Annotated in this window: 20 protein-coding genes; all 20 read left to right on the top strand. The window is 46.1% G+C overall.

Features of this window, described 5'->3' with window-relative positions:
* Positions 1 to 14: 14 nt before the first annotated feature.
* Entirely contained in the window at positions 15 to 644 is a 630-nt protein-coding gene (cheC, locus tag NYE28_RS08580) for a CheY-P phosphatase CheC (protein WP_003154222.1), read from the top strand.
* Positions 641 to 1,141 (top strand): chemoreceptor glutamine deamidase CheD, encoded by a 501-nt coding sequence (cheD, locus tag NYE28_RS08585; protein WP_003154219.1) that lies wholly within the window; start codon positions 641 to 643, stop codon positions 1,139 to 1,141. The genes cheC and cheD overlap by 4 nt, the downstream gene beginning before the upstream one ends.
* Before the next feature lie 26 nt (positions 1,142 to 1,167).
* Positions 1,168 to 1,932, top strand: a complete 765-nt coding sequence (sigD, locus tag NYE28_RS08590) for an RNA polymerase sigma-28 factor SigD (RefSeq protein ID WP_003154217.1) — start codon at positions 1,168 to 1,170, stop codon at positions 1,930 to 1,932.
* Positions 1,933 to 1,959: 27 nt separating this feature from the next.
* Positions 1,960 to 2,427 carry a hypothetical protein gene (locus NYE28_RS08595; protein ID WP_012117563.1) on the top strand — a complete coding sequence of 156 codons (468 nt, stop codon included), beginning with the start codon at positions 1,960 to 1,962 and terminating at the stop codon, positions 2,425 to 2,427.
* Positions 2,428 to 2,570: 143 nt separating this feature from the next.
* A complete protein-coding gene (rpsB, locus tag NYE28_RS08600; RefSeq protein ID WP_003154215.1) occupies positions 2,571 to 3,311 on the top strand; it encodes a 30S ribosomal protein S2 in 741 nt (246 codons plus the stop codon).
* 99 nt (positions 3,312 to 3,410) lie between these two features.
* Complete coding sequence (gene tsf / locus NYE28_RS08605) at positions 3,411 to 4,292, top strand: translation elongation factor Ts (RefSeq protein ID WP_007611455.1); 882 nt, start codon at positions 3,411 to 3,413, stop codon at positions 4,290 to 4,292.
* A gap of 145 nt (positions 4,293 to 4,437) precedes the next feature.
* Complete coding sequence (gene pyrH, locus NYE28_RS08610) at positions 4,438 to 5,160, top strand: UMP kinase (protein ID WP_003154213.1); 723 nt, start codon at positions 4,438 to 4,440, stop codon at positions 5,158 to 5,160.
* Between the two features lie 2 nt (positions 5,161 to 5,162).
* Positions 5,163 to 5,720 (top strand): ribosome recycling factor, encoded by a 558-nt coding sequence (gene frr, locus NYE28_RS08615; RefSeq protein WP_003154212.1) that lies wholly within the window; start codon positions 5,163 to 5,165, stop codon positions 5,718 to 5,720.
* A gap of 125 nt (positions 5,721 to 5,845) precedes the next feature.
* A complete protein-coding gene (locus NYE28_RS08620; protein WP_007611457.1) occupies positions 5,846 to 6,628 on the top strand; it encodes an isoprenyl transferase in 783 nt (260 codons plus the stop codon).
* Positions 6,629 to 6,631: 3 nt separating this feature from the next.
* On the top strand, positions 6,632 to 7,429 hold the full coding sequence (locus tag NYE28_RS08625) for a phosphatidate cytidylyltransferase (RefSeq protein WP_007409796.1): 798 nt from the start codon (positions 6,632 to 6,634) through the stop codon (positions 7,427 to 7,429).
* A gap of 55 nt (positions 7,430 to 7,484) precedes the next feature.
* Positions 7,485 to 8,636, top strand: coding sequence for a 1-deoxy-D-xylulose-5-phosphate reductoisomerase (gene dxr, locus NYE28_RS08630; RefSeq protein WP_160223046.1), 1,152 nt, complete (start codon positions 7,485 to 7,487; stop codon positions 8,634 to 8,636).
* Between the two features lie 6 nt (positions 8,637 to 8,642).
* On the top strand, positions 8,643 to 9,911 hold the full coding sequence (rseP, locus tag NYE28_RS08635; protein ID WP_007611459.1) for an RIP metalloprotease RseP: 1,269 nt from the start codon (positions 8,643 to 8,645) through the stop codon (positions 9,909 to 9,911).
* Between the two features lie 31 nt (positions 9,912 to 9,942).
* Positions 9,943 to 11,637 (top strand): proline--tRNA ligase, encoded by a 1,695-nt coding sequence (proS, locus tag NYE28_RS08640; protein WP_007611460.1) that lies wholly within the window; start codon positions 9,943 to 9,945, stop codon positions 11,635 to 11,637.
* 111 nt (positions 11,638 to 11,748) lie between these two features.
* A complete protein-coding gene (locus NYE28_RS08645; RefSeq protein WP_160223047.1) occupies positions 11,749 to 16,062 on the top strand; it encodes a PolC-type DNA polymerase III in 4,314 nt (1,437 codons plus the stop codon).
* A 239-nt stretch (positions 16,063 to 16,301) separates the two neighbouring features.
* A complete protein-coding gene (rimP, locus tag NYE28_RS08650) occupies positions 16,302 to 16,772 on the top strand; it encodes a ribosome maturation factor RimP (RefSeq protein ID WP_007409801.1) in 471 nt (156 codons plus the stop codon).
* A 39-nt stretch (positions 16,773 to 16,811) separates the two neighbouring features.
* Positions 16,812 to 17,933, top strand: a complete 1,122-nt coding sequence (nusA, locus tag NYE28_RS08655; protein WP_003154195.1) for a transcription termination factor NusA — start codon at positions 16,812 to 16,814, stop codon at positions 17,931 to 17,933.
* A 13-nt stretch (positions 17,934 to 17,946) separates the two neighbouring features.
* A complete protein-coding gene (rulR, locus tag NYE28_RS08660; RefSeq protein WP_003154193.1) occupies positions 17,947 to 18,222 on the top strand; it encodes a glucose-induced regulator RulR in 276 nt (91 codons plus the stop codon).
* A 1-nt stretch (position 18,223) separates the two neighbouring features.
* Positions 18,224 to 18,526, top strand: a complete 303-nt coding sequence (locus tag NYE28_RS08665; protein WP_003154192.1) for a YlxQ family RNA-binding protein — start codon at positions 18,224 to 18,226, stop codon at positions 18,524 to 18,526.
* A gap of 19 nt (positions 18,527 to 18,545) precedes the next feature.
* A complete protein-coding gene (infB, locus tag NYE28_RS08670) occupies positions 18,546 to 20,693 on the top strand; it encodes a translation initiation factor IF-2 (RefSeq protein ID WP_053573443.1) in 2,148 nt (715 codons plus the stop codon).
* Positions 20,690 to 20,968: a DUF503 domain-containing protein gene (locus NYE28_RS08675; protein WP_052827431.1), complete on the top strand. Its 279-nt coding sequence runs from the start codon at positions 20,690 to 20,692 to the stop codon at positions 20,966 to 20,968. Before infB ends, NYE28_RS08675 begins: the two co-directional genes overlap by 4 nt.
* The last annotated feature ends 10 nt before the right edge of the window (positions 20,969 to 20,978 follow it).

The following is a 20,978-nucleotide window of genomic DNA, read 5'->3' on the forward strand; positions in this document are numbered from 1 at the left end:
GGGGAAAAGACAACATGAGTAAGTTTGAAGCGATCAAAGAAGAGCAGATGGATATTTTGCGGGAAGTCGGAAATATCGGGGCGGGTCACTCGGCTTCTGCAATGGCTCAGCTGCTGAACAGAAAGATAGACATGGAAGTGCCGTTTGCGACTTTATTGACATTTGATGAGCTTGCTGATTTTTTCGGCGGGGCTGAAACGCCGGTCGCCAGTATCTTTTTAAGAATGGAAGGCGACATGACCGGCTCTATCTTTCTCATCATGCCTTTCCATCAGGCGGAACAGTTTATCAGAGAGCTGATCGGAAATCCGGATTTTGATATTGACCAGTTGGGCGAAGATCATTTGAGTTCTTCTGCTTTACATGAGTTCGGCAATATTTTAGCAGGTTCCTATTTAACGGCATTGGCTGATTTGACAAAGCTTGAGATTTACCCGAGCGTGCCGGAAATCTCACTTGATATGTTCGGCGCGGTTATCAGTGAAGGGCTGATGGAGCTCAGCCAAGTCGGAGAGCATGCCATTGTCGTGGATACTTCTATTTTTGACCAGGGCAGCCGGCAGGAGCTCAAAGCCCACATGTTTATGCTCCCGGACTATGATTCTTTTGAAAAGCTCTTCGTCTCATTGGGTGCGGCTTTATGAGCCGTGCGGAAGCCGCAGTCGTTAAAGTGGGGATTGCGGATGTTCAAGTCGCGCGTTACCCGGATAAAATCCGAACCTCGGGACTCGGTTCATGCGTGGGGCTGGTTTTATACGATAAAGACAAACAAACGGCAGGACTCGTTCACGTCATGCTGCCGGACTCCGGTTTATCAAAAACGGCGGAGCTCAACCGTGCAAAATACGCGGACACCGCCGTTAAGATGACGATTGATATGCTTTTGAAAGCCGGCTGCCGCAAGTTTGCCCTGAAGGCAAAGCTCGCCGGGGGAGCGGAGATGTTTAAGTTTAAAATGACAAACGACCTGATGAAAATCGGTCCGAGGAATGTAGCGGCCATCAAAGAGCAGCTTTCATTGTATAACATTCCGGTCATCAGTGAAGATACGGGCGGCTCAAGCGGCCGGACGATTGAATTTGAGCCAAAGTCCTGCATGCTGCACATTCGAACTGTTAAACAAGGTGAAACAACGATTTAATAAAGGTATGAGGTAGGGGGATAACAATGCAATCCTTGAATTATGAAGATCAGGTGCTTTGGTCGCGCTGGAAAGAGTGGAAAGATCCTAAAGCCGGTGATGATTTAATGCGCCGTTACATGCCGCTGGTCACATATCATGTCGGCAGAATTTCCGTCGGACTGCCGAAATCGGTGCATAAAGACGATCTAATGAGCCTTGGTATGCTTGGTTTATATGATGCCCTGGAAAAATTTGACCCCGGCCGGGATTTAAAATTTGATACCTATGCCTCGTTTAGAATTCGCGGTGCAATCATCGACGGGCTGCGTAAAGAAGATTGGCTGCCCAGAACTTCACGGGAGAAGACAAAAAAAGTCGAAGCGGCGATCGAAAAACTTGAACAGCGCTACCTTCGGAATGTGACGCCTTCAGAGATCGCAGAAGAGCTGGGGATGACGGAGCAGGACGTAGTATCAACGATGAATGAAGGGTTTTTTGCCAATCTCTTATCAATTGATGAAAAGCTTCACGACCAGGATGACGGTGAGAATATTCAAGTGATGATCAGAGATGACAAAAATGTGCCGCCGGAAGAAAAAATCATGAAGGACGAGCTGATCGCTCAGCTTGCGGGCAAAATTCACGAGCTCTCTGAAAAAGAGCAGCTTGTCGTCAGTTTATTCTATAAAGAAGAACTGACTTTGACCGAGATCGGACAAGTCCTGAACCTTTCGACGTCGCGGATTTCACAGATTCATTCAAAGGCGCTGTTTAAATTAAAGCATCTGCTTGAAAAAGTAATTCAATAATGAACTCATGGTTAGCGAGTGAAAAACATGTCAACACTATTATGGCTTTTAAGCTTTGTGCTTCACGGCGTACTGCTTTATGCCGTCATTATTCTGTACACGAGGTTTTCAGCCCTCAAGGAGACGGAGCGCCAGCAGAAGAAGATTCTTGAAGAGACGGAAAACACCCTTGCAGCGTTTCTGCTTGAGCTGAAAGAAGAAAATGAAAGACTCGAAGACGCAAAAAGCCGTCAAGCGCCGGACGCAGAAGACGCCGAACCCCTGGCGGAACCGAAAGAAGAGCCTGATATTCCGGACCACATGGAAAAGCTCATCAGTGCAACGGAACGGGCTGAAAGTGATGAAAACAACGGTGCGCATTCGTTTGAAGAACGTGTTTCAGAATTATATGAACAAGGGCTCACCCCCGCGGAAATCGCCAAACGGATGCAGAGCGGAAAGACAGAAATCGAGCTGTTTTTAAAATTTCGCGGCAAAGCTGTAAAGGATTCTTGATTGTCGCATAAAGCTGTGTTATATTATGTCTTGGTGTTAAATACACACGCTTAACGATTTATGCAGAGGGTGCTGCAAACGGCAGTTCTGCACAAAAATGACCTAAGCGGAGGAAAAAAACCATTTTATTAGGAGGAAATCACATGTCAGTTATTTCTATGAAACAATTGCTTGAAGCTGGTGTTCACTTCGGCCACCAAACACGCCGCTGGAACCCAAAAATGAAGCGTTACATTTTCACGGAGCGTAACGGAATCTACATCATTGACCTTCAAAAAACAGTGAAAAAAGTAGAGGAAGCTTACAACTTCACGAAAAACCTTGCTGCTGAAGGCGGAAAAATCCTTTTCGTCGGCACAAAAAAACAAGCTCAGGATTCTGTTAAAGAAGAAGCTGTACGCTCTGGCATGTACTATGTCAACCAACGCTGGTTGGGCGGTACACTGACAAACTTCGAAACAATCCAAAAACGCATTAAGCGTCTGAAAGACATCGAGAAAATGCAAGAAAACGGTACATTTGAAGTACTTCCGAAAAAAGAAGTTGTTCAATTGAAAAAAGAATTAGAGCGACTTGAAAAATTCCTCGGCGGAATTAAAGACATGAAGGATCTTCCTGATGCATTATTCATCATCGATCCTCGCAAAGAGCGCATCGCTGTTGCGGAAGCTCGCAAATTGAACATTCCTATCATCGGAATCGTAGATACAAACTGTGATCCTGATGAAATTGATGTCGTAATCCCTGCAAACGATGACGCAATCCGCGCTGTCAAACTTCTTACTTCTAAAATGGCAGATGCTATTCTTGAAGCGAAGCAAGGCGAAGAAGAAGCGGAAGCTGCTGAAGAGACTGCACCTGAAACAGAAACGACAACTGCGTAACCTAATCAAAAGGTGATAAGAGGGACTGCCTTTTATCACCTTTTTTCAAGAAAAATGTATCTATACATATCTTGTTTACACATATAAGGAGGAATTCAAATGGCTATTACTGCACAGCAGGTAAAAGAACTGCGTCAAAAAACAGGCGCTGGTATGATGGACTGTAAAAAAGCATTGACTGAAACTGACGGAGATATGGACAAAGCAATCGACCTTCTGAGAGAAAAAGGAATTGCGAAAGCAGCTAAAAAAGCTGACCGTATCGCTGCTGAAGGTTCTACTCTTATTAAAACTGACGGCAACAAAGGCGTTATCTTAGAAGTAAACTCTGAAACTGATTTCGTTGCGAAAAACGAAGGCTTCAAAGAGCTTCTGAACACGCTTGCTGACCACCTTCTTGCAAACGCTCCTGCTGATCTTGAAGAAGCAATGGGTCAAAAGATGGAAAACGGTTCTACTGTTGAAGAATACATCACAAGCAACGTTGCTAAAATCGGAGAGAAAATCACTCTTCGCCGTTTTGCTGTTATTTCAAAAGAAGACAGCGAAGCGTTCGGTGCTTACCTTCACATGGGAGGCCGCATCGGCGTATTATCCGTTCTTAGCGGAACAACTGACGAAGATCTTGCAAAAGACATCGCGATGCATGTTGCAGCGGTAAATCCTCGTTACATTTCCCGCGACCAAGTGTCTGAAGAAGAAGCAAACCATGAGCGTCAGATTCTGACTCAGCAAGCTCTTCAAGAAGGCAAACCGGAAAACATCGTAGCTAAAATGGTTGAAGGCCGTCTGAACAAATTCTTCGAAGAAATTTGCTTATTAGACCAAGCTTTCGTTAAAAACCCAGACGAAAAAGTGAAACAAGTTGTGGCTGCGAAAAACGCATCTGTTAAAACTTACGTCCGCTACGAAGTTGGAGAAGGTATTGAAAAACGCCAAGAAAACTTTGCTGAAGAAGTTATGAACCAAGTGAAAAAATAATGGCGGAAAGCCTTGGCGAATCTTTCGCGGCTTTTCAGGCAGTATAGGGGACACTACTTGTGTTCCCTATTTTTAAAACTATATTTACAAACCTTTTTTTCTCTTGCATAATAGGAAACGGCAATGTTTACACTTGGAGGTTATTATGGAAAAACCAAAATACAATCGTATCGTTTTAAAGCTTAGCGGAGAAGCATTGGCAGGAGAGCAGGGAAACGGCATTAATCCAACTGTCATCCAATCCATCGCTAAACAGGTAAAAGAAATCGCTGAGCTTGACGTCGAAGTGGCCGTAGTCGTAGGCGGCGGCAACTTATGGCGCGGAAAAACGGGCAGTGACTTAGGAATGGACCGTGCGACGGCCGATTATATGGGCATGCTTGCTACTGTCATGAACTCACTTGCCCTGCAGGACAGCCTGGAAACGCTCGGAATTCAGTCCAGAGTGCAGACATCAATTGAAATGCGTCAGGTCGCTGAGCCTTACATCAGAAGAAAAGCCATCCGCCACCTGGAGAAAAAACGCGTTGTTATTTTTGCCGCGGGAACAGGAAACCCTTATTTCTCTACGGACACAACCGCAGCGCTGCGTGCCGCTGAAATCGAAGCGGACGTGATCTTAATGGCGAAAAATAATGTCGACGGTGTGTATAATGCTGATCCGAGAAAAGATGAGTCAGCCGTTAAATACGAAAAATTATCTTATCTCGATGTGTTAAAAGACGGGCTGGAAGTCATGGATTCTACGGCTTCTTCACTATGTATGGATAATGATATTCCGCTGATCGTCTTTTCTATTATGGAAGAAGGAAATATTAAGCGTGCCGTAATCGGCGAATCTATCGGAACGATCGTAAGGGGGAAATAACGTTGTCAAACGAAGTATTAACACAAACAAAAGAACGCATGGAAAAAGCGGTTGCCGCTTATTCACGTGAATTGGCGTCAGTCCGTGCAGGACGTGCCAACCCATCTCTATTGGATAAAGTGACAGTAGAATACTACGGTGCCCAAACACCTTTAAACCAGCTGTCTTCCATCAATGTGCCTGAAGCGCGTATGCTTGTTGTCACACCGTATGACAAAACGGCAATCGGCGATATTGAAAAAGCGATTCTGAAAGCTGATCTTGGCGTAACGCCGACAAGTGACGGCACAATTATCCGCATCGCGATCCCGGCTCTGACGGAAGAAAGACGTAAAGAACTTGTCAAAGTCGTGAAAAAATACGCGGAAGAAGCGAAAGTAGCAGTCCGTAATGTCCGCCGTGACAGCAACGATGACCTCAAAAAACTTGAGAAAAACGGAGACATTACAGAAGACGAGCTTCGTGCTTCCAGTGAAGACGTTCAAAAGCTGACAGATGAATATGTGTCAAAAATTGACAGCGTCACGAAGGACAAAGAAAAAGAAATCATGGAAGTTTAATGAAAAACTATGTACAATAGATAATGTGAAAAGACCCTCTCATGTTTACAGGGGGTTTTTTTGTTAATACTGTTGATTACATTGATCATCAGCAACGCAACCTTTTTGGGTGACGGAGGAATCTCATGCTCAACATACTCAAAAATTGGAAGAATCAGCAGAATGCGGCTTCCAACTTAGAACGGTATACAAAAGAAGACATACTGAAGGGTGAAATTCCCGCACACATTGCCATTATTATGGACGGAAACGGACGCTGGGCGAAGAAGCGCTCACTCCCTCGGATTGCAGGACATCATGAAGGAATGAAAGTGGTAAAAAGGGTGACAAAGCTCGCAAGTCAGCTCGGCGTTAAAGTTCTGACTCTTTATGCGTTTTCAACGGAGAACTGGAAGCGCCCGAAGATGGAAGTCGACTTTTTGATGAAGCTTCCGGAAGAGTTCCTGAATACGTATCTTCCTGAATTAATAGAGGAAAATGTACAGGTGAAAATTATCGGAGATGAATCCGCGCTCCCTTCTCATACGTACAGGGCGATTGAGAAGGCCGTAAAAGATACAGAACAAAATGACGGGCTGATTCTCAATTTCGCTTTGAACTACGGCGGACGCACGGAAATCGTCAATGCGGCAAAAGCACTGGCTGAACAGGTGAAAAGCGGCACGCTGAATATCGAAGACATTGATGAAGCGCTCTTTTCCGGGCATTTAATGACAGAATCAATCCAGGACCCGGAGCTGCTCATCAGAACGAGCGGAGAAATCAGATTGAGCAACTTTATGCTTTGGCAGGTGGCTTACAGTGAATTTGTTTTTACAGATGTCCTGTGGCCCGATTTTAAAGAAGATCACTTTCTGCAGGCAGTGGGAGAATTTCAACAGCGGGGCCGGAGGTTTGGCGGAATTTAGAGGATGGTGGAAATGAAACAAAGATTGTTAACGGGTGTTCTGGCAGCGGCACTATTTTTATTTTTGGTTATTTTCGGAGGATTGCCGTTCACCGTATTTGTTTACGTGATGGGAAGTATAGCGCTTTTTGAGCTTTTGCGGATGAAAAAGCTCAGATTTTTTTCTTTTCCGGGTCTGATCAGCCTCTTGTTGTTATGGCTGTATATGATGCCGGACAAGTATCATTTTTTCGATGCGAAAATGGAAGTAACGATTTTCGCCGTATTGATTCTGCTCAGCTATACGGTGCTCGTGAAAAACACTTTTACGTTTGACGAAGTCGGGTTTATCGTTCTCGCGACGGTATATATCGGACTGTGTTTTCATTATTTTATTGAAATCAGAAACATTGAAACAAACGGGCTTTTGTATATCTTTTATGCCTGCGTTGTCATATGGTCAACGGACTCAGGCGCATATTTCGTCGGAAAGTCGCTCGGGAAGCGGAAGCTGTGGCCCGAAATCAGTCCCAACAAAACGGTGGAAGGGTTTCTCGGCGGTATTGTCATCGCCCTTATTTTTACGGCTGTTTTTCAGCTGTTTGCGCACCTTCCGATTTCATACCCGGTTCTTTTGGTCATCACGCTTGTTCTGTCTGTGTTCGGACAGATCGGGGATTTGGTTGAATCAGCGCTTAAGCGGCACTATGATGTGAAGGATTCGGGAAAAATCCTTCCCGGGCACGGCGGCATTTTAGATCGATTTGACAGCTTTTTGTTTGTCATGCCGTTCTTATACTTTCTGCTTGCGCTTTTTTCATGAGAAAGGCTAATATGAAAATAAGACCGATCTGGACGCATAGAATGGGAGTGGCATTTTGAAGAATATTTGTCTTTTAGGAGCAACAGGATCAATAGGGGAGCAGACGTTAGACGTATTGCGCATGCATCAAGATCAGTTCCGTCTCGTCTCGATGACTTTCGGTAAAAACGCCGAGAAAGCGATCCCGTTGATCAGAACGTTTCAGCCGAAATATGTAGCAGTCGGCGACATGGATACATACCAAAAAGTGAAAGAAGCGTCTTTTTCTCATGACTGTCAAATCGGCATCGGAGAAGAAGGCCTGATTGAAGCGGCAGTCATGGACGAAGTGGATATCGTGGTCAATGCGCTGCTTGGAAGCGTCGGTTTAATCCCGACTTTGAAAGCGATTGAACAGAAAAAAACAATTGCGCTTGCAAATAAGGAAACTCTCGTCACTGCCGGGCATATAGTGAAAGGACACGCAAAACGATACGGTGTTCCTCTTCTTCCGGTCGACAGCGAACATTCCGCTATTTTCCAGGCGCTGCAAGGCGAACAGAGCAAAAATATCGAGCGCCTGGTCATTACGGCATCCGGCGGCAGTTTCAGAGATAAAACACGGCAGGAGCTTGAGTCTGTAACGATTGCCGACGCCCTTAACCACCCGAACTGGTCGATGGGTGCAAAAATTACGATTGACTCGGCTACAATGATGAATAAAGGACTTGAAGTCATTGAGGCGCATTGGCTGTTTGACATTCCGTATGAACAGATTGACGTTGTATTACATAAGGAAAGCATCATTCATTCGATGGTTGAATTTCACGACAGAAGCGTCATCGCCCAGCTCGGAAATCCGGACATGAGGGTGCCGATTCAATATGCGCTGACATATCCGGACCGTCTGCCTCTGCCTGAAACTAAAAGGCTTGAATTATGGGAGATCGGAAACCTCCACTTTGCGAAAGCTGACTTTGAAAGGTTCCGCTGCTTACAATTTGCCTTTGAATCAGGTAAAATAGGGGGAACGATGCCGACGGTTTTAAATGCGGCCAACGAAGAAGCCGTTGCCGCTTTTCTTGCCGGACGGATTTCATTCTTATCGATTGAGGACCTGATTGAAAAAGCATTGGACCGCCACAGCGTAATTCAGGATCCGAGTCTTGCGGATATCCAAGAAGTGGACAAAGACACCCGGGGATACGTTAATTCAATACTCACATAAGGTGGTATGTTCGTGAATACAGTTATCGCGTTTATTATTATTTTCGGAACGCTCGTTTTTTTCCATGAGCTCGGGCATTTATTGCTCGCCCAAAGAGCGGGAATCCTTTGCCGTGAATTTGCGATCGGCTTCGGCCCTAAAATCTTTTCATTTAAAAAGAATGAAACCGTGTATACGATCAGACTCCTTCCGGTCGGCGGGTTCGTCCGCATGGCCGGTGAAGACCCGGAGATGATCGAAGTCAAACCCGGTTATACCGTCGGGCTTCTTTTTAATAAAGATGACGAAGTGGAAAAAGTCATCATTAATCAAAAGGAAAAATATCCCGACGCTTTAATTATCGAGGTGGAGACGGCTGATCTTGAGCACGAAATGAAGATTACCGGGTACGAGCAGGGGAAAGAAGATGAACTGGCGGGCTTTACTGTCAGTCAGACCTCTTTTTTTATCGTAGACGGAGAAGAAGTGCAGATTGCGCCTTACAATCGACAATTCGGGTCTAAACCCGTATGGAAGCGGATTAAGGCGATTGCTGCCGGTCCGATAATGAACTTCATCTTAGCGTATGTCATTCTCGTCATGCTCGGATTCATTCAAGGCGTGCCTTCGAATCAGCCTGAGCTCGGGAAGCTGACAGACAATGGACGCGCAGCGGCTGCCGGTTTAAAAGAAGGCGACTATATCCAGAGCATTAACGGTGAAAAAATGAGGTCATGGACAGACATCGTGACAGCTGTAAAAGAAAATCCCGGGAAAAAAATCGATGTCGCCGTCAAACGGGACGGCAAATCGTTTCATATCTCGGTTACACCTGAAGCTGTAAAAGATGAAAATAAAAAAACAATCGGCCGCTTCGGCTCTTATGCGCCGACTGAAAAAGGCGCGCTTGCAGCGATTGCCTATGGCGCGACATCTACCGTTGATGTCACAAAAGCGATACTGACCAATCTGAGCAAACTTGTGACAGGCCAGTTTAAGCTTGATATGCTTTCGGGTCCTGTCGGCATTTATGATATGACGGATCAAGTTGCAAAAACCGGTATTATCAACCTATTCCAGTTTGCGGCGTTTTTAAGCATCAACCTGGGAATTGTCAACCTGCTGCCGATACCGGCGCTTGACGGCGGGCGGCTGCTGTTTTTATTCATTGAAGCAATCCGCGGCAAGCCGATAAACCGTGACAAGGAAGCATTTGTCGTATTTATCGGCGTAGCTTTCTTAATGCTTCTTATGCTGGTTGTCACATGGAACGATATCCAGCGTTTATTCTTATAATTGACTAGTAAAAAATCAGAGGTGCGAAGACATGAGACAAAGTTTGACGCTTATTCCGACCCTGAGAGAAGTGCCGGCTGATGCTGAAGCAAAAAGCCATAAGCTTCTGCTGAGAGCGGGATTTATCAGACAAAATACGAGCGGGGTTTACAGCTACATGCCCCTGGCTTACAGGGTCATTCAAAACATTCAGAAGATCGTGCGTGAAGAAATGGAAAAAATCAACGCGGTGGAAATGCTGATGCCGGCCCTTCAGCAGGCTGAAACATGGCAGGAATCAGGCAGGTGGTATACGTACGGGCCTGAATTAATGCGTCTGAAAGACCGCCACGGCCGTGAATTTGCTTTAGGCGCGACACATGAAGAAGTCATTACTTCTCTCGTGCGCGATGAGGTGAAATCTTATAAGCGTCTGCCGCTCACTCTTTACCAGATCCAGTCTAAATTCAGAGATGAAAAACGCCCGCGTTTCGGGTTATTGCGCGGACGCGAATTCATCATGAAAGATGCGTATTCTTTCCATGCTTCTGAAGAAAGTCTGGAGGAAACATACCAAAACATGTACGGCGCATACAGCAGCATTTTCGCACGCTGTGAATTAAACGTCCGTCCCGTTATTGCCGACTCGGGCGCGATGGGCGGAAAAGACACGCATGAATTTATGGCTCTTTCTGAAATAGGGGAAGATACCATCGCTTATTCCGATGGATCCTCTTACGCAGCCAATACGGAAATGGCGGAAGTTGTCATGAACAGCGAGCCGTCAGATGAAACCCCCGAGGCATTGGAAAAAATTGATACGCCGAATGTCAAAAGCATTGAAGAGCTCGCTTCGTTCTTGCAGATCGAGCCGAGCGCCTGCATCAAATCAATGCTGTTTAAAGCTGATGACCGATTTGTTCTCGTGTTAGTAAGAGGCGATCATGAGGTCAATGACGTGAAAGTGAAAAACCTTCTGAACGCGGAAGTGGTTGAGCTTGCGTCTCATGAAGAAGTAGCAGAGAAACTTGGCACGGAGCCGGGATTTGCGGGGCCGATCGGCGCTGCCGGCGACATTGAGATTTATGCCGACCAAGCCGTAAAAGTAATGGTAAACGCCGTTAGCGGTGCGAATGAAAAAGACCGTCATTACCGAAACGTAAACATCGAACGTGACGCGTCAGTAAAAGCGTATGCCGATCTTCGAATCATTCAGGAAGGCGATCCGTCACCTGACGGAAAAGGCACGATCCGTTTCGCTGAAGGGATTGAGGTCGGACAAGTCTTTAAACTCGGCACGCGTTACTCTGAAGCGATGAATGCGACATACCTTGATGAAAACGGGCGTGCGCAGCCGATGCTGATGGGATGTTACGGAATCGGCGTGTCCAGAACGCTTTCAGCCATCGCTGAACAGCATCACGACGAAAAAGGCTTGATCTGGCCGAAAAGCGTTGCTCCGTATGATCTTCATATTTTGGCGCTGAATATGAAAAACGAAGCGCAAAAAGAGCTTGCTGAACAGCTTTACGGCAAATTCCAGGCGGAAGGTTATGAGGTATTATACGATGACCGCGCTGAACGCGCAGGCGTGAAATTTGCTGATTCTGATCTGATCGGCCTTCCGATCCGCATCACTGTCGGAAAACGTGCCGACGAAGGCATCGTAGAAGTGAAAATCCGCAAAACCGGTGAATCTGCCGAAGTTTCAGTGGATGAGCTTTCTGAATTTATCAAGACGAAGTAATCACCATAACGAATCATACAAAATCATGTTAAAATAGAGAAAAAAGAAGGTACCTCATCACCTGCGGAGGTACCTTCACTTATGATGTTTTAAGGGAGGGATACTGTCTGAATGGAACAGTTATCAGTAAACAGAAGACAGTTTCAGATTCTTCTGCAGCAGCTTAATATGACAGATGATACCTTCATGACATACTTTGAAGACGGAGAGATTGATAAACTGACAATCCATAAAGCAGAAAAAGCCTGGCATTTCCAATTTCGCTTTAAGGCTCTTTTGCCGTATCAAATATATGATTCATTCATGATGAGGTTAACACAATCGTTTGCTCACATCGCCCGTGTCACATCGTCTGTTCAGGTCATTGATCCTACAGTGACAGAGGAGCTTGTACAGGATTATTGGACACGCTGTATTGAAGAGCTTGAAGGAACCTCGCCGCCGATGGTGGCTCTTTTGAATCAGCAGAAGCCGAAGCTCAAGGGAAACAAACTGATCGTGAAAACAAAAACAGATACAGAAGCATCTGCGCTCAAAAATAAATACAGCGCACTGATTCAGCACAGCTACCGCCAATTCGGCTTTCCGGAACTGCAGCTGGATACCGAAATTTTCGTATCTGACCAAGAAGTCCAGAAATTCCGCGAGCAAAAGCTTGCTGAAGATCAGGAGCGGGCGATGCAGGCGCTTATCGAGATGGAGAAGAAGGAAAAAGAGGGCGATGAGGATCAGGCACCGTCCGGACCGCTTGTCATCGGCTATCAAATTAAAGAGAACGAAGAAATCCGGACGCTTGACAGCATCATGGATGAAGAAAGAAGAATTACGGTGCAGGGGTTTGTGTTTGATGCTGAAACACGCGAGCTGAAAAGCGGACGCACGCTCTGCATTTTCAAAATCACGGACTATACAAACAGCATTTTAGTAAAAATGTTCGCCAGAGAAAAAGAAGACGCCGCTTTGATGAAAACGCTGAAAAAAGGCATGTGGGTGAAGGCGCGGGGAAGCATTCAAAACGATACATTCGTCAGAGACCTCGTCATGATTGCAAATGACGTGAATGAAATAAAAGCCAAAACCCGTGAAGACACCGCTCCTGAAGGCGAAAAACGGGTTGAGCTTCATCTGCATTCTCCGATGAGCCAAATGGATGCTGTAACGGGCATCGGAAAGCTTGTCGAACAGGCGAAAAAATGGGGACATGAAGCGATTGCGTTAACTGATCATGCCGTTGTGCAGTCTTTCCCGGATGCCTATTCCGCCGCGAAAAAACACGGCATTAAAATGATTTACGGAATGGAAGCCAATATCGTAGATGACGGCGTTCCGATCGCATACAATCCAGCTCACCGTCTCCTGGAAGAAGAAACATACGTTGTCTTTGACGTTGAAACGACAGGTCTGTCCGCAGTGTATGACACCATCATTGAGCTTGCCGCAGTCAAAATAAGAGGCGGAGAAATTATCGATAAATTCGAAGCGTTCGCCAATCCGCACCATCCGCTGTCAGCAACGACGATAGAGCTTACCGGGATTACGGACGACATGGTCCGCGACGCTCCCGATGTCGTTGACGTCGTCCGGGATTTTAAAGAATGGATCGGCGATGACGTGCTTGTGGCTCATAACGCCAGCTTTGATATGGGATTTTTAAATGTGGCGTACAAGCGACTTTTGAAAACGGAAAAAGCGAAAAATCCGGTCATTGATACGCTGGAACTCGCGCGTTTCCTGTATCCTGAGTTTAAAAATCACCGCTTAAATACGTTATGTAAGAAGTTTGATATCGAATTAACCCAGCATCACCGAGCGGTTTTTGACGCTGAAGCAACGGGCTACCTGCTGTTGAAAATGCTCAAAGATGCCGCTGAAAAAGACATTTTTTATCATGATCAGCTGAATGAGAATATGGGACAATCCAATGCTTATCAGAGATCAAGGCCTTATCACGCTACATTGCTTGCCGTGAATGAGACCGGTCTTAAAAATCTGTTTAAGCTCGTGTCCATTTCTCATATTCAATATTTCTACAGAGTGCCGCGCATTCCGAGGTCGCAGCTTAATAAATACAGAGAAGGTCTGTTAATCGGCTCTGCCTGTGACAGGGGTGAGGTCTTTGAAGGCATGATGCAAAAATCTCCTGAAGAGGTTGAAGATATCGCATCCTTCTATGATTATCTTGAAGTGCAGCCGCCGGAAGTATACAGACACCTTCTGCAGCTTGAGCTCGTCCGGGATGAAAAAGCGCTGAAAGAAATCATCGCCAACATTACGAAGCTCGGAGAAAAATTGAATAAGCCGGTCGTGGCTACGGGAAATGTCCACTATTTAAACGATGAGGATAAAATTTACCGGAAGATCTTAATATCTTCCCAAGGCGGCGCCAACCCGTTAAACAGACACGAACTGCCTAAAGTGCACTTCAGAACGACAGATGAAATGCTGGAGGCTTTCTCCTTCCTCGGTGCGGAAAAAGCGAAAGAAATCGTGGTTGACAATACGCAGAAAGTCGCTTCGATGATCGATGAGATCAAACCGATCAAAGACGATCTGTACACGCCGAAAATTGACGGGGCCGATGAAGAAATCCGTGAAATGAGCTATCAGCGCGCCAGAAGCATTTACGGTGAAGAGCTTCCCGAAATTGTGGAAGCGAGAATAGAAAAAGAATTAAAAAGTATCATCGGTCATGGATTCGCCGTTATTTATCTCATCTCTCATAAGCTTGTAAAACGGTCTCTGGATGACGGTTATCTCGTCGGCTCCCGGGGGTCCGTCGGTTCATCGCTTGTGGCGACCTTAACGGAAATCACTGAAGTGAACCCGCTCGCTCCGCACTACGTGTGCCCGAGCTGCCGATATTCCGAATTCTTTAATGACGGATCAGTCGGTTCCGGTTTTGACCTTCCGGATAAAAGCTGCCCGTCTTGCGGCACCCCTTTGAAAAAGGACGGACATGATATCCCGTTTGAAACGTTCTTAGGCTTTAAAGGTGACAAAGTACCCGATATCGACTTGAACTTCTCAGGTGAGTATCAGCCCCATGCCCATAACTACACGAAAGTATTGTTCGGTGAAGATAACGTGTATCGCGCGGGAACGATCGGCACCGTCGCGGAAAAGACGGCTTACGGATATGTGAAAGGCTATGCGGGCGATCACAACCTACACATGCGCGGCGCGGAGATCGACCGTCTGGTGCAGGGCTGCACCGGCGTTAAGAGAACGACCGGCCAGCACCCGGGGGGGATTATCGTTGTCCCGGATTACATGGATATTTACGATTTTTCACCGATACAATTCCCGGCAGATGCGACGGGGTCTGAATGGAAAACGACTCATTTTGACTTCCACTCCATTCATGACAACCTGCTGAAGCTTGATATATTAGGGCACGATGATCCGACCGTCATCCGGATGCTTCAGGATTTAAGCGGAATTGATCCGAAGACAATTCCGACAGATGATCCGGAAGTTATGAAGATTTTCCAAGGCACAGAATCGCTCGGCGTTACTGAAGAGCAGATCGGCTGTAAAACGGGGACGCTCGGCATTCCTGAATTCGGGACGCGATTTGTGCGGCAGATGCTTGAGGATACGAAGCCGACGACGTTCTCCGAGCTTGTCCAGATTTCCGGGCTTTCTCACGGAACGGACGTATGGCTCGGCAATGCGCAGGAACTGATACACAACAATACGTGTGAACTTAGCGAAGTGATCGGCTGCCGTGATGACATTATGGTTTACTTGATCTATCAGGGCCTTGAGCCTTCACTGGCCTTTAAAATCATGGAATTCGTCCGTAAAGGCAAAGGCCTGACGCCGGAATGGGAAGAAGAAATGAAAAAGAACAATGTGCCGAACTGGTATATTGATTCATGCAAAAAAATCAAATACATGTTCCCGAAAGCCCACGCCGCCGCATACGTGCTGATGGCGGTGCGGATTGCATACTTTAAAGTGCATCACGCGCTTTTATATTATGCTGCGTATTTTACCGTCCGCGCAGATGACTTTGACATTGATACAATGATTAAAGGCTCGACTGCCATCAGAGCGGTGATGGATGATATCAGCTCTAAAGGGCTTGATGCTTCGCCGAAGGAGAAAAACCTCCTTACCGTGTTAGAGCTTGCGCTTGAAATGTGTGAGCGCGGCTATTCCTTCCAGAAGGTCGATCTATACCGTTCGAGCGCTTCGGAATTTATCATTGACGGCAACAGTCTCATCCCGCCGTTCAACTCAATTCCGGGACTCGGAACCAACGCCGCTCTCAATATTGTGAAAGCGCGGAAGGAAGGGGAGTTCCTTTCAAAAGAGGATCTTCAAAAACGCGGAAAAGTGTCAAAAACCATTTTAGAGTATTTAGACCGTCACGGCTGTCTTGAGTCGCTTCCGGACCAAAATCAGCTGTCTCTGTTTTAAGCTTTGTGCACAGCCTCCGAGCGGAGTTTGATTTGCATTAAATATATGGTTATGGTATAGTTTTATTGGAAATGCTAACGATTACCGAGGCAAAGAGTGGGGAAACCCGCTCTTTTGTATTGAACAGGCAATTTTGCCTCGACATGTCCATCGTTTTCTCAATGCCCCTGCTCTTTTGAAGCAGGGTTTTTATGCAGAGGAACGGCTGATATGATATCGACAGCACAAGGAGGAAAAACATGAGCAAAAAAGTGACTGATACCGTTCAAGAAATGGCTCAGCCCATACTGGATGACCTTCAGCTTGAACTCGTAGACATTGAATTTGTCAAAGAGGGTCAAAACTGGTTCCTTCGCGTGTTTATTGATTCCGAGAACGGTGTTGATATTGAGGAGTGCGCCAAAGTCAGCGAAGCGTTAAGCGAAAAGCTGGATGAGGCCGATCCGATCACCCAGAACTACTTTCTTGAAGTATCTTCTCCTGGAGCCGAGCGTCCATTAAAGAAAAAAGCCGACTTCGAAAAATCACTGGGCAAAAATGTGTACATGAAAACGTACGAACCGATTGACGGTTTAAAAGTGTTTGAAGGCAAATTGGCTGAATTCGATGGACAAACTGTTACAATAGAGATGACGGTCAAAACAAGAAAGAAACGGGTCAATATTCCGTATGAAAAAATAGCTAACGCAAGATTAGCTGTAACATTTTAATGAATGAAGTATTAGTGTTTAAGGGGGGAGACCGCTAACATGAGCAGTGAACTATTAGATGCTCTCACTATTCTTGAAAAAGAAAAAGGCATCAGTAAAGACATTATCATCGAAGCAATTGAAGCTGCCTTAATTTCCGCGTATAAGCGAAATTTTAACCAGGCGCAAAACGTACGGGTCGATCTGAACCGTGAGACGGGCACGATCCGCGTGTTCGCAAGAAAGGATGTCGTAGACGAGGTATACGATTCAAGACTTGAAATCTCGCTTGACGACGCTCAGCACATCCATCCGAACTACCTTGTCGGAGATGTCGTTGAAATAGAAGTAACGCCGAAAGACTTCGGCCGCATTGCTGCGCAGACGGCGAAACAAGTGGTGACGCAGCGTGTCCGTGAAGCTGAGCGCGGCGTGATTTACTCAGAATTTATCGATCGTGAAGAAGACATCATGACGGGAATTGTACAGCGCTTAGACAGCAAGTTTATTTACGTGTCTCTCGGCAAGATTGAAGCGCTGCTGCCCGTCAATGAACAAATGCCGAATGAGAGCTATAAACCGCACGATCGGATTAAAGTATTTATCACAAAAGTCGAAAAAACGACAAAAGGGCCGCAGATCTATGTATCAAGAACGCATCCTGGTCTGTTGAAGCGTCTTTTTGAAATCGAAGTGCCGGAAATTTATGACGGAACGGTCGAACTGAAATCCGTTGCCAGAGAAGCGGGCGACCGCTCTAAAATCTCCGTCCGCACTGATGATCCTGACGTTGATCCGGTCGGTTCATGCGTCGGTCCTAAAGGCCAGCGCGTACAGGCGATCGTCAATGAACTGAAGGGCGAAAAAATTGATATCGTCAACTGGTCTGATGATCCGGTTGAATTTGTTGCCAATGCGCTCAGCCCGTCTAAAGTGCTGGATGTCATCGTCAGCGAAGAAGAAAAAGCCACGACTGTCATCGTTCCTGATTACCAGCTTTCTCTGGCAATCGGAAAAAGAGGGCAAAACGCCCGCTTAGCCGCGAAACTGACAGGCTGGAAAATCGATATCAAAAGTGAAACGGATGCAAGAGACCTTGGCATCTATCCGAGAGAGCATGAAGAAGATGACGATTTAGAGCCGCTCTTTATGGAGCCTGAAACAGCCGAATCGGATGAATAAGAGGTGACTTTAGGTGAATAAGCGAAAAAAAATTCCTCTGCGCAAATGCGTGGTAACGGGGGAAATGAAGCCTAAAAAGGAACTGATCCGAATTGTCCGTTCTAAAGAAGGAGAGATTTCAGTCGATCCGACCGGAAAGAAGAACGGGCGGGGTGCCTATATCACCCTTGAGAAAGAATGCATCTTAGCTGCGAAAAAGAAAAACACATTGCAAAATCAATTTCAATCACAAATCGATGACCAGATTTTCGAAGAATTGCTGGAACTGGCGGAAAAGGTGAAAAAATAACATGTCTGGAATGGAATGGTTTCCCTTGCTGGGTCTGGCCAATCGAGCTCGTAAGGTCGTGTCGGGCGAGGACTTGGTTATAAAAGAAATTAGAAATGCGCGTGCAAAACTTGTTCTGCTGACAGAAGATGCATCTGCGAATACTGCAAAAAAAGTATCCGATAAATGCAATTATTATAAAGTGCCTTATAAAAAAGTCGAAAGCCGCGCTGATCTCGGCCGCTCTATCGGCAAGGAATCACGTGTCGTTGTCGCCGTCACTGACCAAGGTTTTGCGAATAAGCTGATCAGCTTGCTCGATTAATATTTTTGGGGGTGAACGAATGGCTAAAATGAGAGTTTACGAATATGCAAAAGCCATCAATGTTTCAAGCAAGGAAATTTTGACTGCGCTGAAAAACATGGATATAGTAGTAAATAACCATATGGCAATGCTTGAAGAAAAGACCATTAAGCAGCTTGATGCGAAATTTAAAAAAGGCGGCGCCGGCGTTACATCTCAGAAGCCTGCGGAAACGAACAAAAACAAGCCGCAAGGGATTAATCAGCAGCCTGCTGGGAATCAACCAAACAAAATTCGAGACGGAAAGAAGAATGACGTGCAGAATAATCAATTTAACAAAAACAAGAAGAATAACAACAACAAAAACAAAAACAAACGCAATCATAACAACAAAAATCAGTATCAGCAAAAACCGCTGAAGCCGAAAAAAGAGCTTCCTGAGAAAATTACGTTTTCCGGCTCTTTAACAGTCGGAGCTTTAGCCGAGGAACTGGGCAAAGAGCCGTCTGAACTCATTAAAAAACTGATGCTTCTGGGCGTAATGGCTACCATTAACCAGGAGCTTGACAAAGACACAATCGAACTGATCGCATCTGAATACGGTGTAGAAACAGAAGAAGTGATTGTGCTTGAAGAAACTGAGCTTGAAAAATATGAAGAGGCTGACAAAGAAGAAGATCTTCAAATCCGTCCGCCTGTCGTGACGATCATGGGCCACGTTGACCACGGGAAAACGACCCTCCTTGACAGCATCAGAAAAACAAAAGTTGTTGAAGGTGAAGCCGGCGGAATCACCCAGCATATCGGGGCTTACCAGATCGAAGAAAACGGCAAAAAAATCACGTTCTTAGATACTCCGGGACACGCGGCGTTCACAACAATGCGTGCGCGCGGTGCGGAAGTAACTGATATTACCATTTTAGTCGTAGCGGCTGATGACGGCGTTATGCCGCAGACAGTCGAAGCCATCAACCATGCGAAAGCGGCTGAGGTTCCGATTATCGTTGCCGTGAATAAAGTGGATAAAGAAAGCGCGAACCCTGACCGCGTCATGCAGGAGCTGACTGAATACGGACTCGTTCCTGAAGCATGGGGAGGAGAAACGATTTTCGTTCCTCTGTCCGCTCTTACAGGCAAGGGAATTGACGAGCTTGTCGAAATGATTCTGCTTGTCAGTGAAGTGGAAGAGCTGAAAGCCAATCCGAACCGTCAGGCAAAAGGAACGGTTATTGAAGCTGAGCTCGATAAAGGAAGAGGATCTGTCGCGACACTTCTCGTTCAAACGGGAACATTGAATGTCGGAGATCCGATCGTTGTCGGAAATACATTCGGCCGCGTGCGGGCCATGGTCAATGATCTCGGCCGCCGCGTGAAAACAGCCGGACCGTCCACACCTGTAGAAATTACGGGCTTAAACGACGTACCGCAGGCTGGCGATCAATTCCTCGTCTTTAAAGACGAAAAAACAGCCCGTTCTGTCGGTGAAGCACGCGCTTCCAAGCAACTGGAAGAACAGCGCAGCGACAAAGCGAAGCTGAGCCTCGATGATCTGTTTGAACAAATTAAACAAGGCGATGTCAAAGACATCAATTTAATCGTAAAAGCTGACGTTCAAGGTTCAGCCGAAGCGTTAACAGCCGCTCTCCAAAAAATTGAAGTAGAAGGCGTAAAAGTGAAAATCATTCACACAGGTGTCGGTGCGATTACGGAATCAGACATCATTCTCGCATCTGCTTCAAATGCAATCGTTATCGGGTTTAATGTGCGCCCAGACGGAAATGCTAAGAGCACGGCTGAAGCTGAAAATGTAGATATCCGTCTTCACCGTATCATTTACAAAGTCATCGAAGAAATTGAAGCGGCGATGAAAGGAATGCTTGATCCTGAATACGAAGAAAAAGTCATCGGCCAGGTTGAAGTGCGCCAAACATTCAAAGTGTCGAAAATCGGCACGATTGCCGGCGGATATGTAACAGACGGCCACATTACACGTGACAGCGGACTCCGCTTGATCCGTGACGGCGTGGTCATCTTCGAAGGGGAAGTAGACGTTCTGAAACGCTTCAAAGATGATGTGAAAGAAGTTTCACAAGGATATGAATGTGGTATTACAATTAAGAAATACAATGACATTCGCGAAGGCGACATCATTGAAGCGTATGTCATGCAGGAAATCGAAAGAAAGTGATCGGATTTGCGGAATGTGAATGCATCATTTATGATGCGGGATCATTAAAGGAGAAACGAGCCGTTCTGAAGCGGATTATAACGAGGGTTCAGAATAAGTTTAACGTGTCGGTTGCAGAAATCGGCTATCAGGACACTTGGCAGCGGACCAGCTTCGGAATCGCCGTCGTCTCCTCCTCTCACGTTCAGGCGGAAAAGGAGATCCAGCGTGTACTCGCGTTTATTGACTCCTTTCCCGAAATAGAACGGACGATCACTAGAACAGAGTGGTTTTAACTTAGAGGTG

The organism is Bacillus sp. FSL R5-0443, assembly GCF_038608285.1.
In the GTDB taxonomy this organism is placed as follows: domain Bacteria; phylum Bacillota; class Bacilli; order Bacillales; family Bacillaceae; genus Bacillus; species Bacillus velezensis.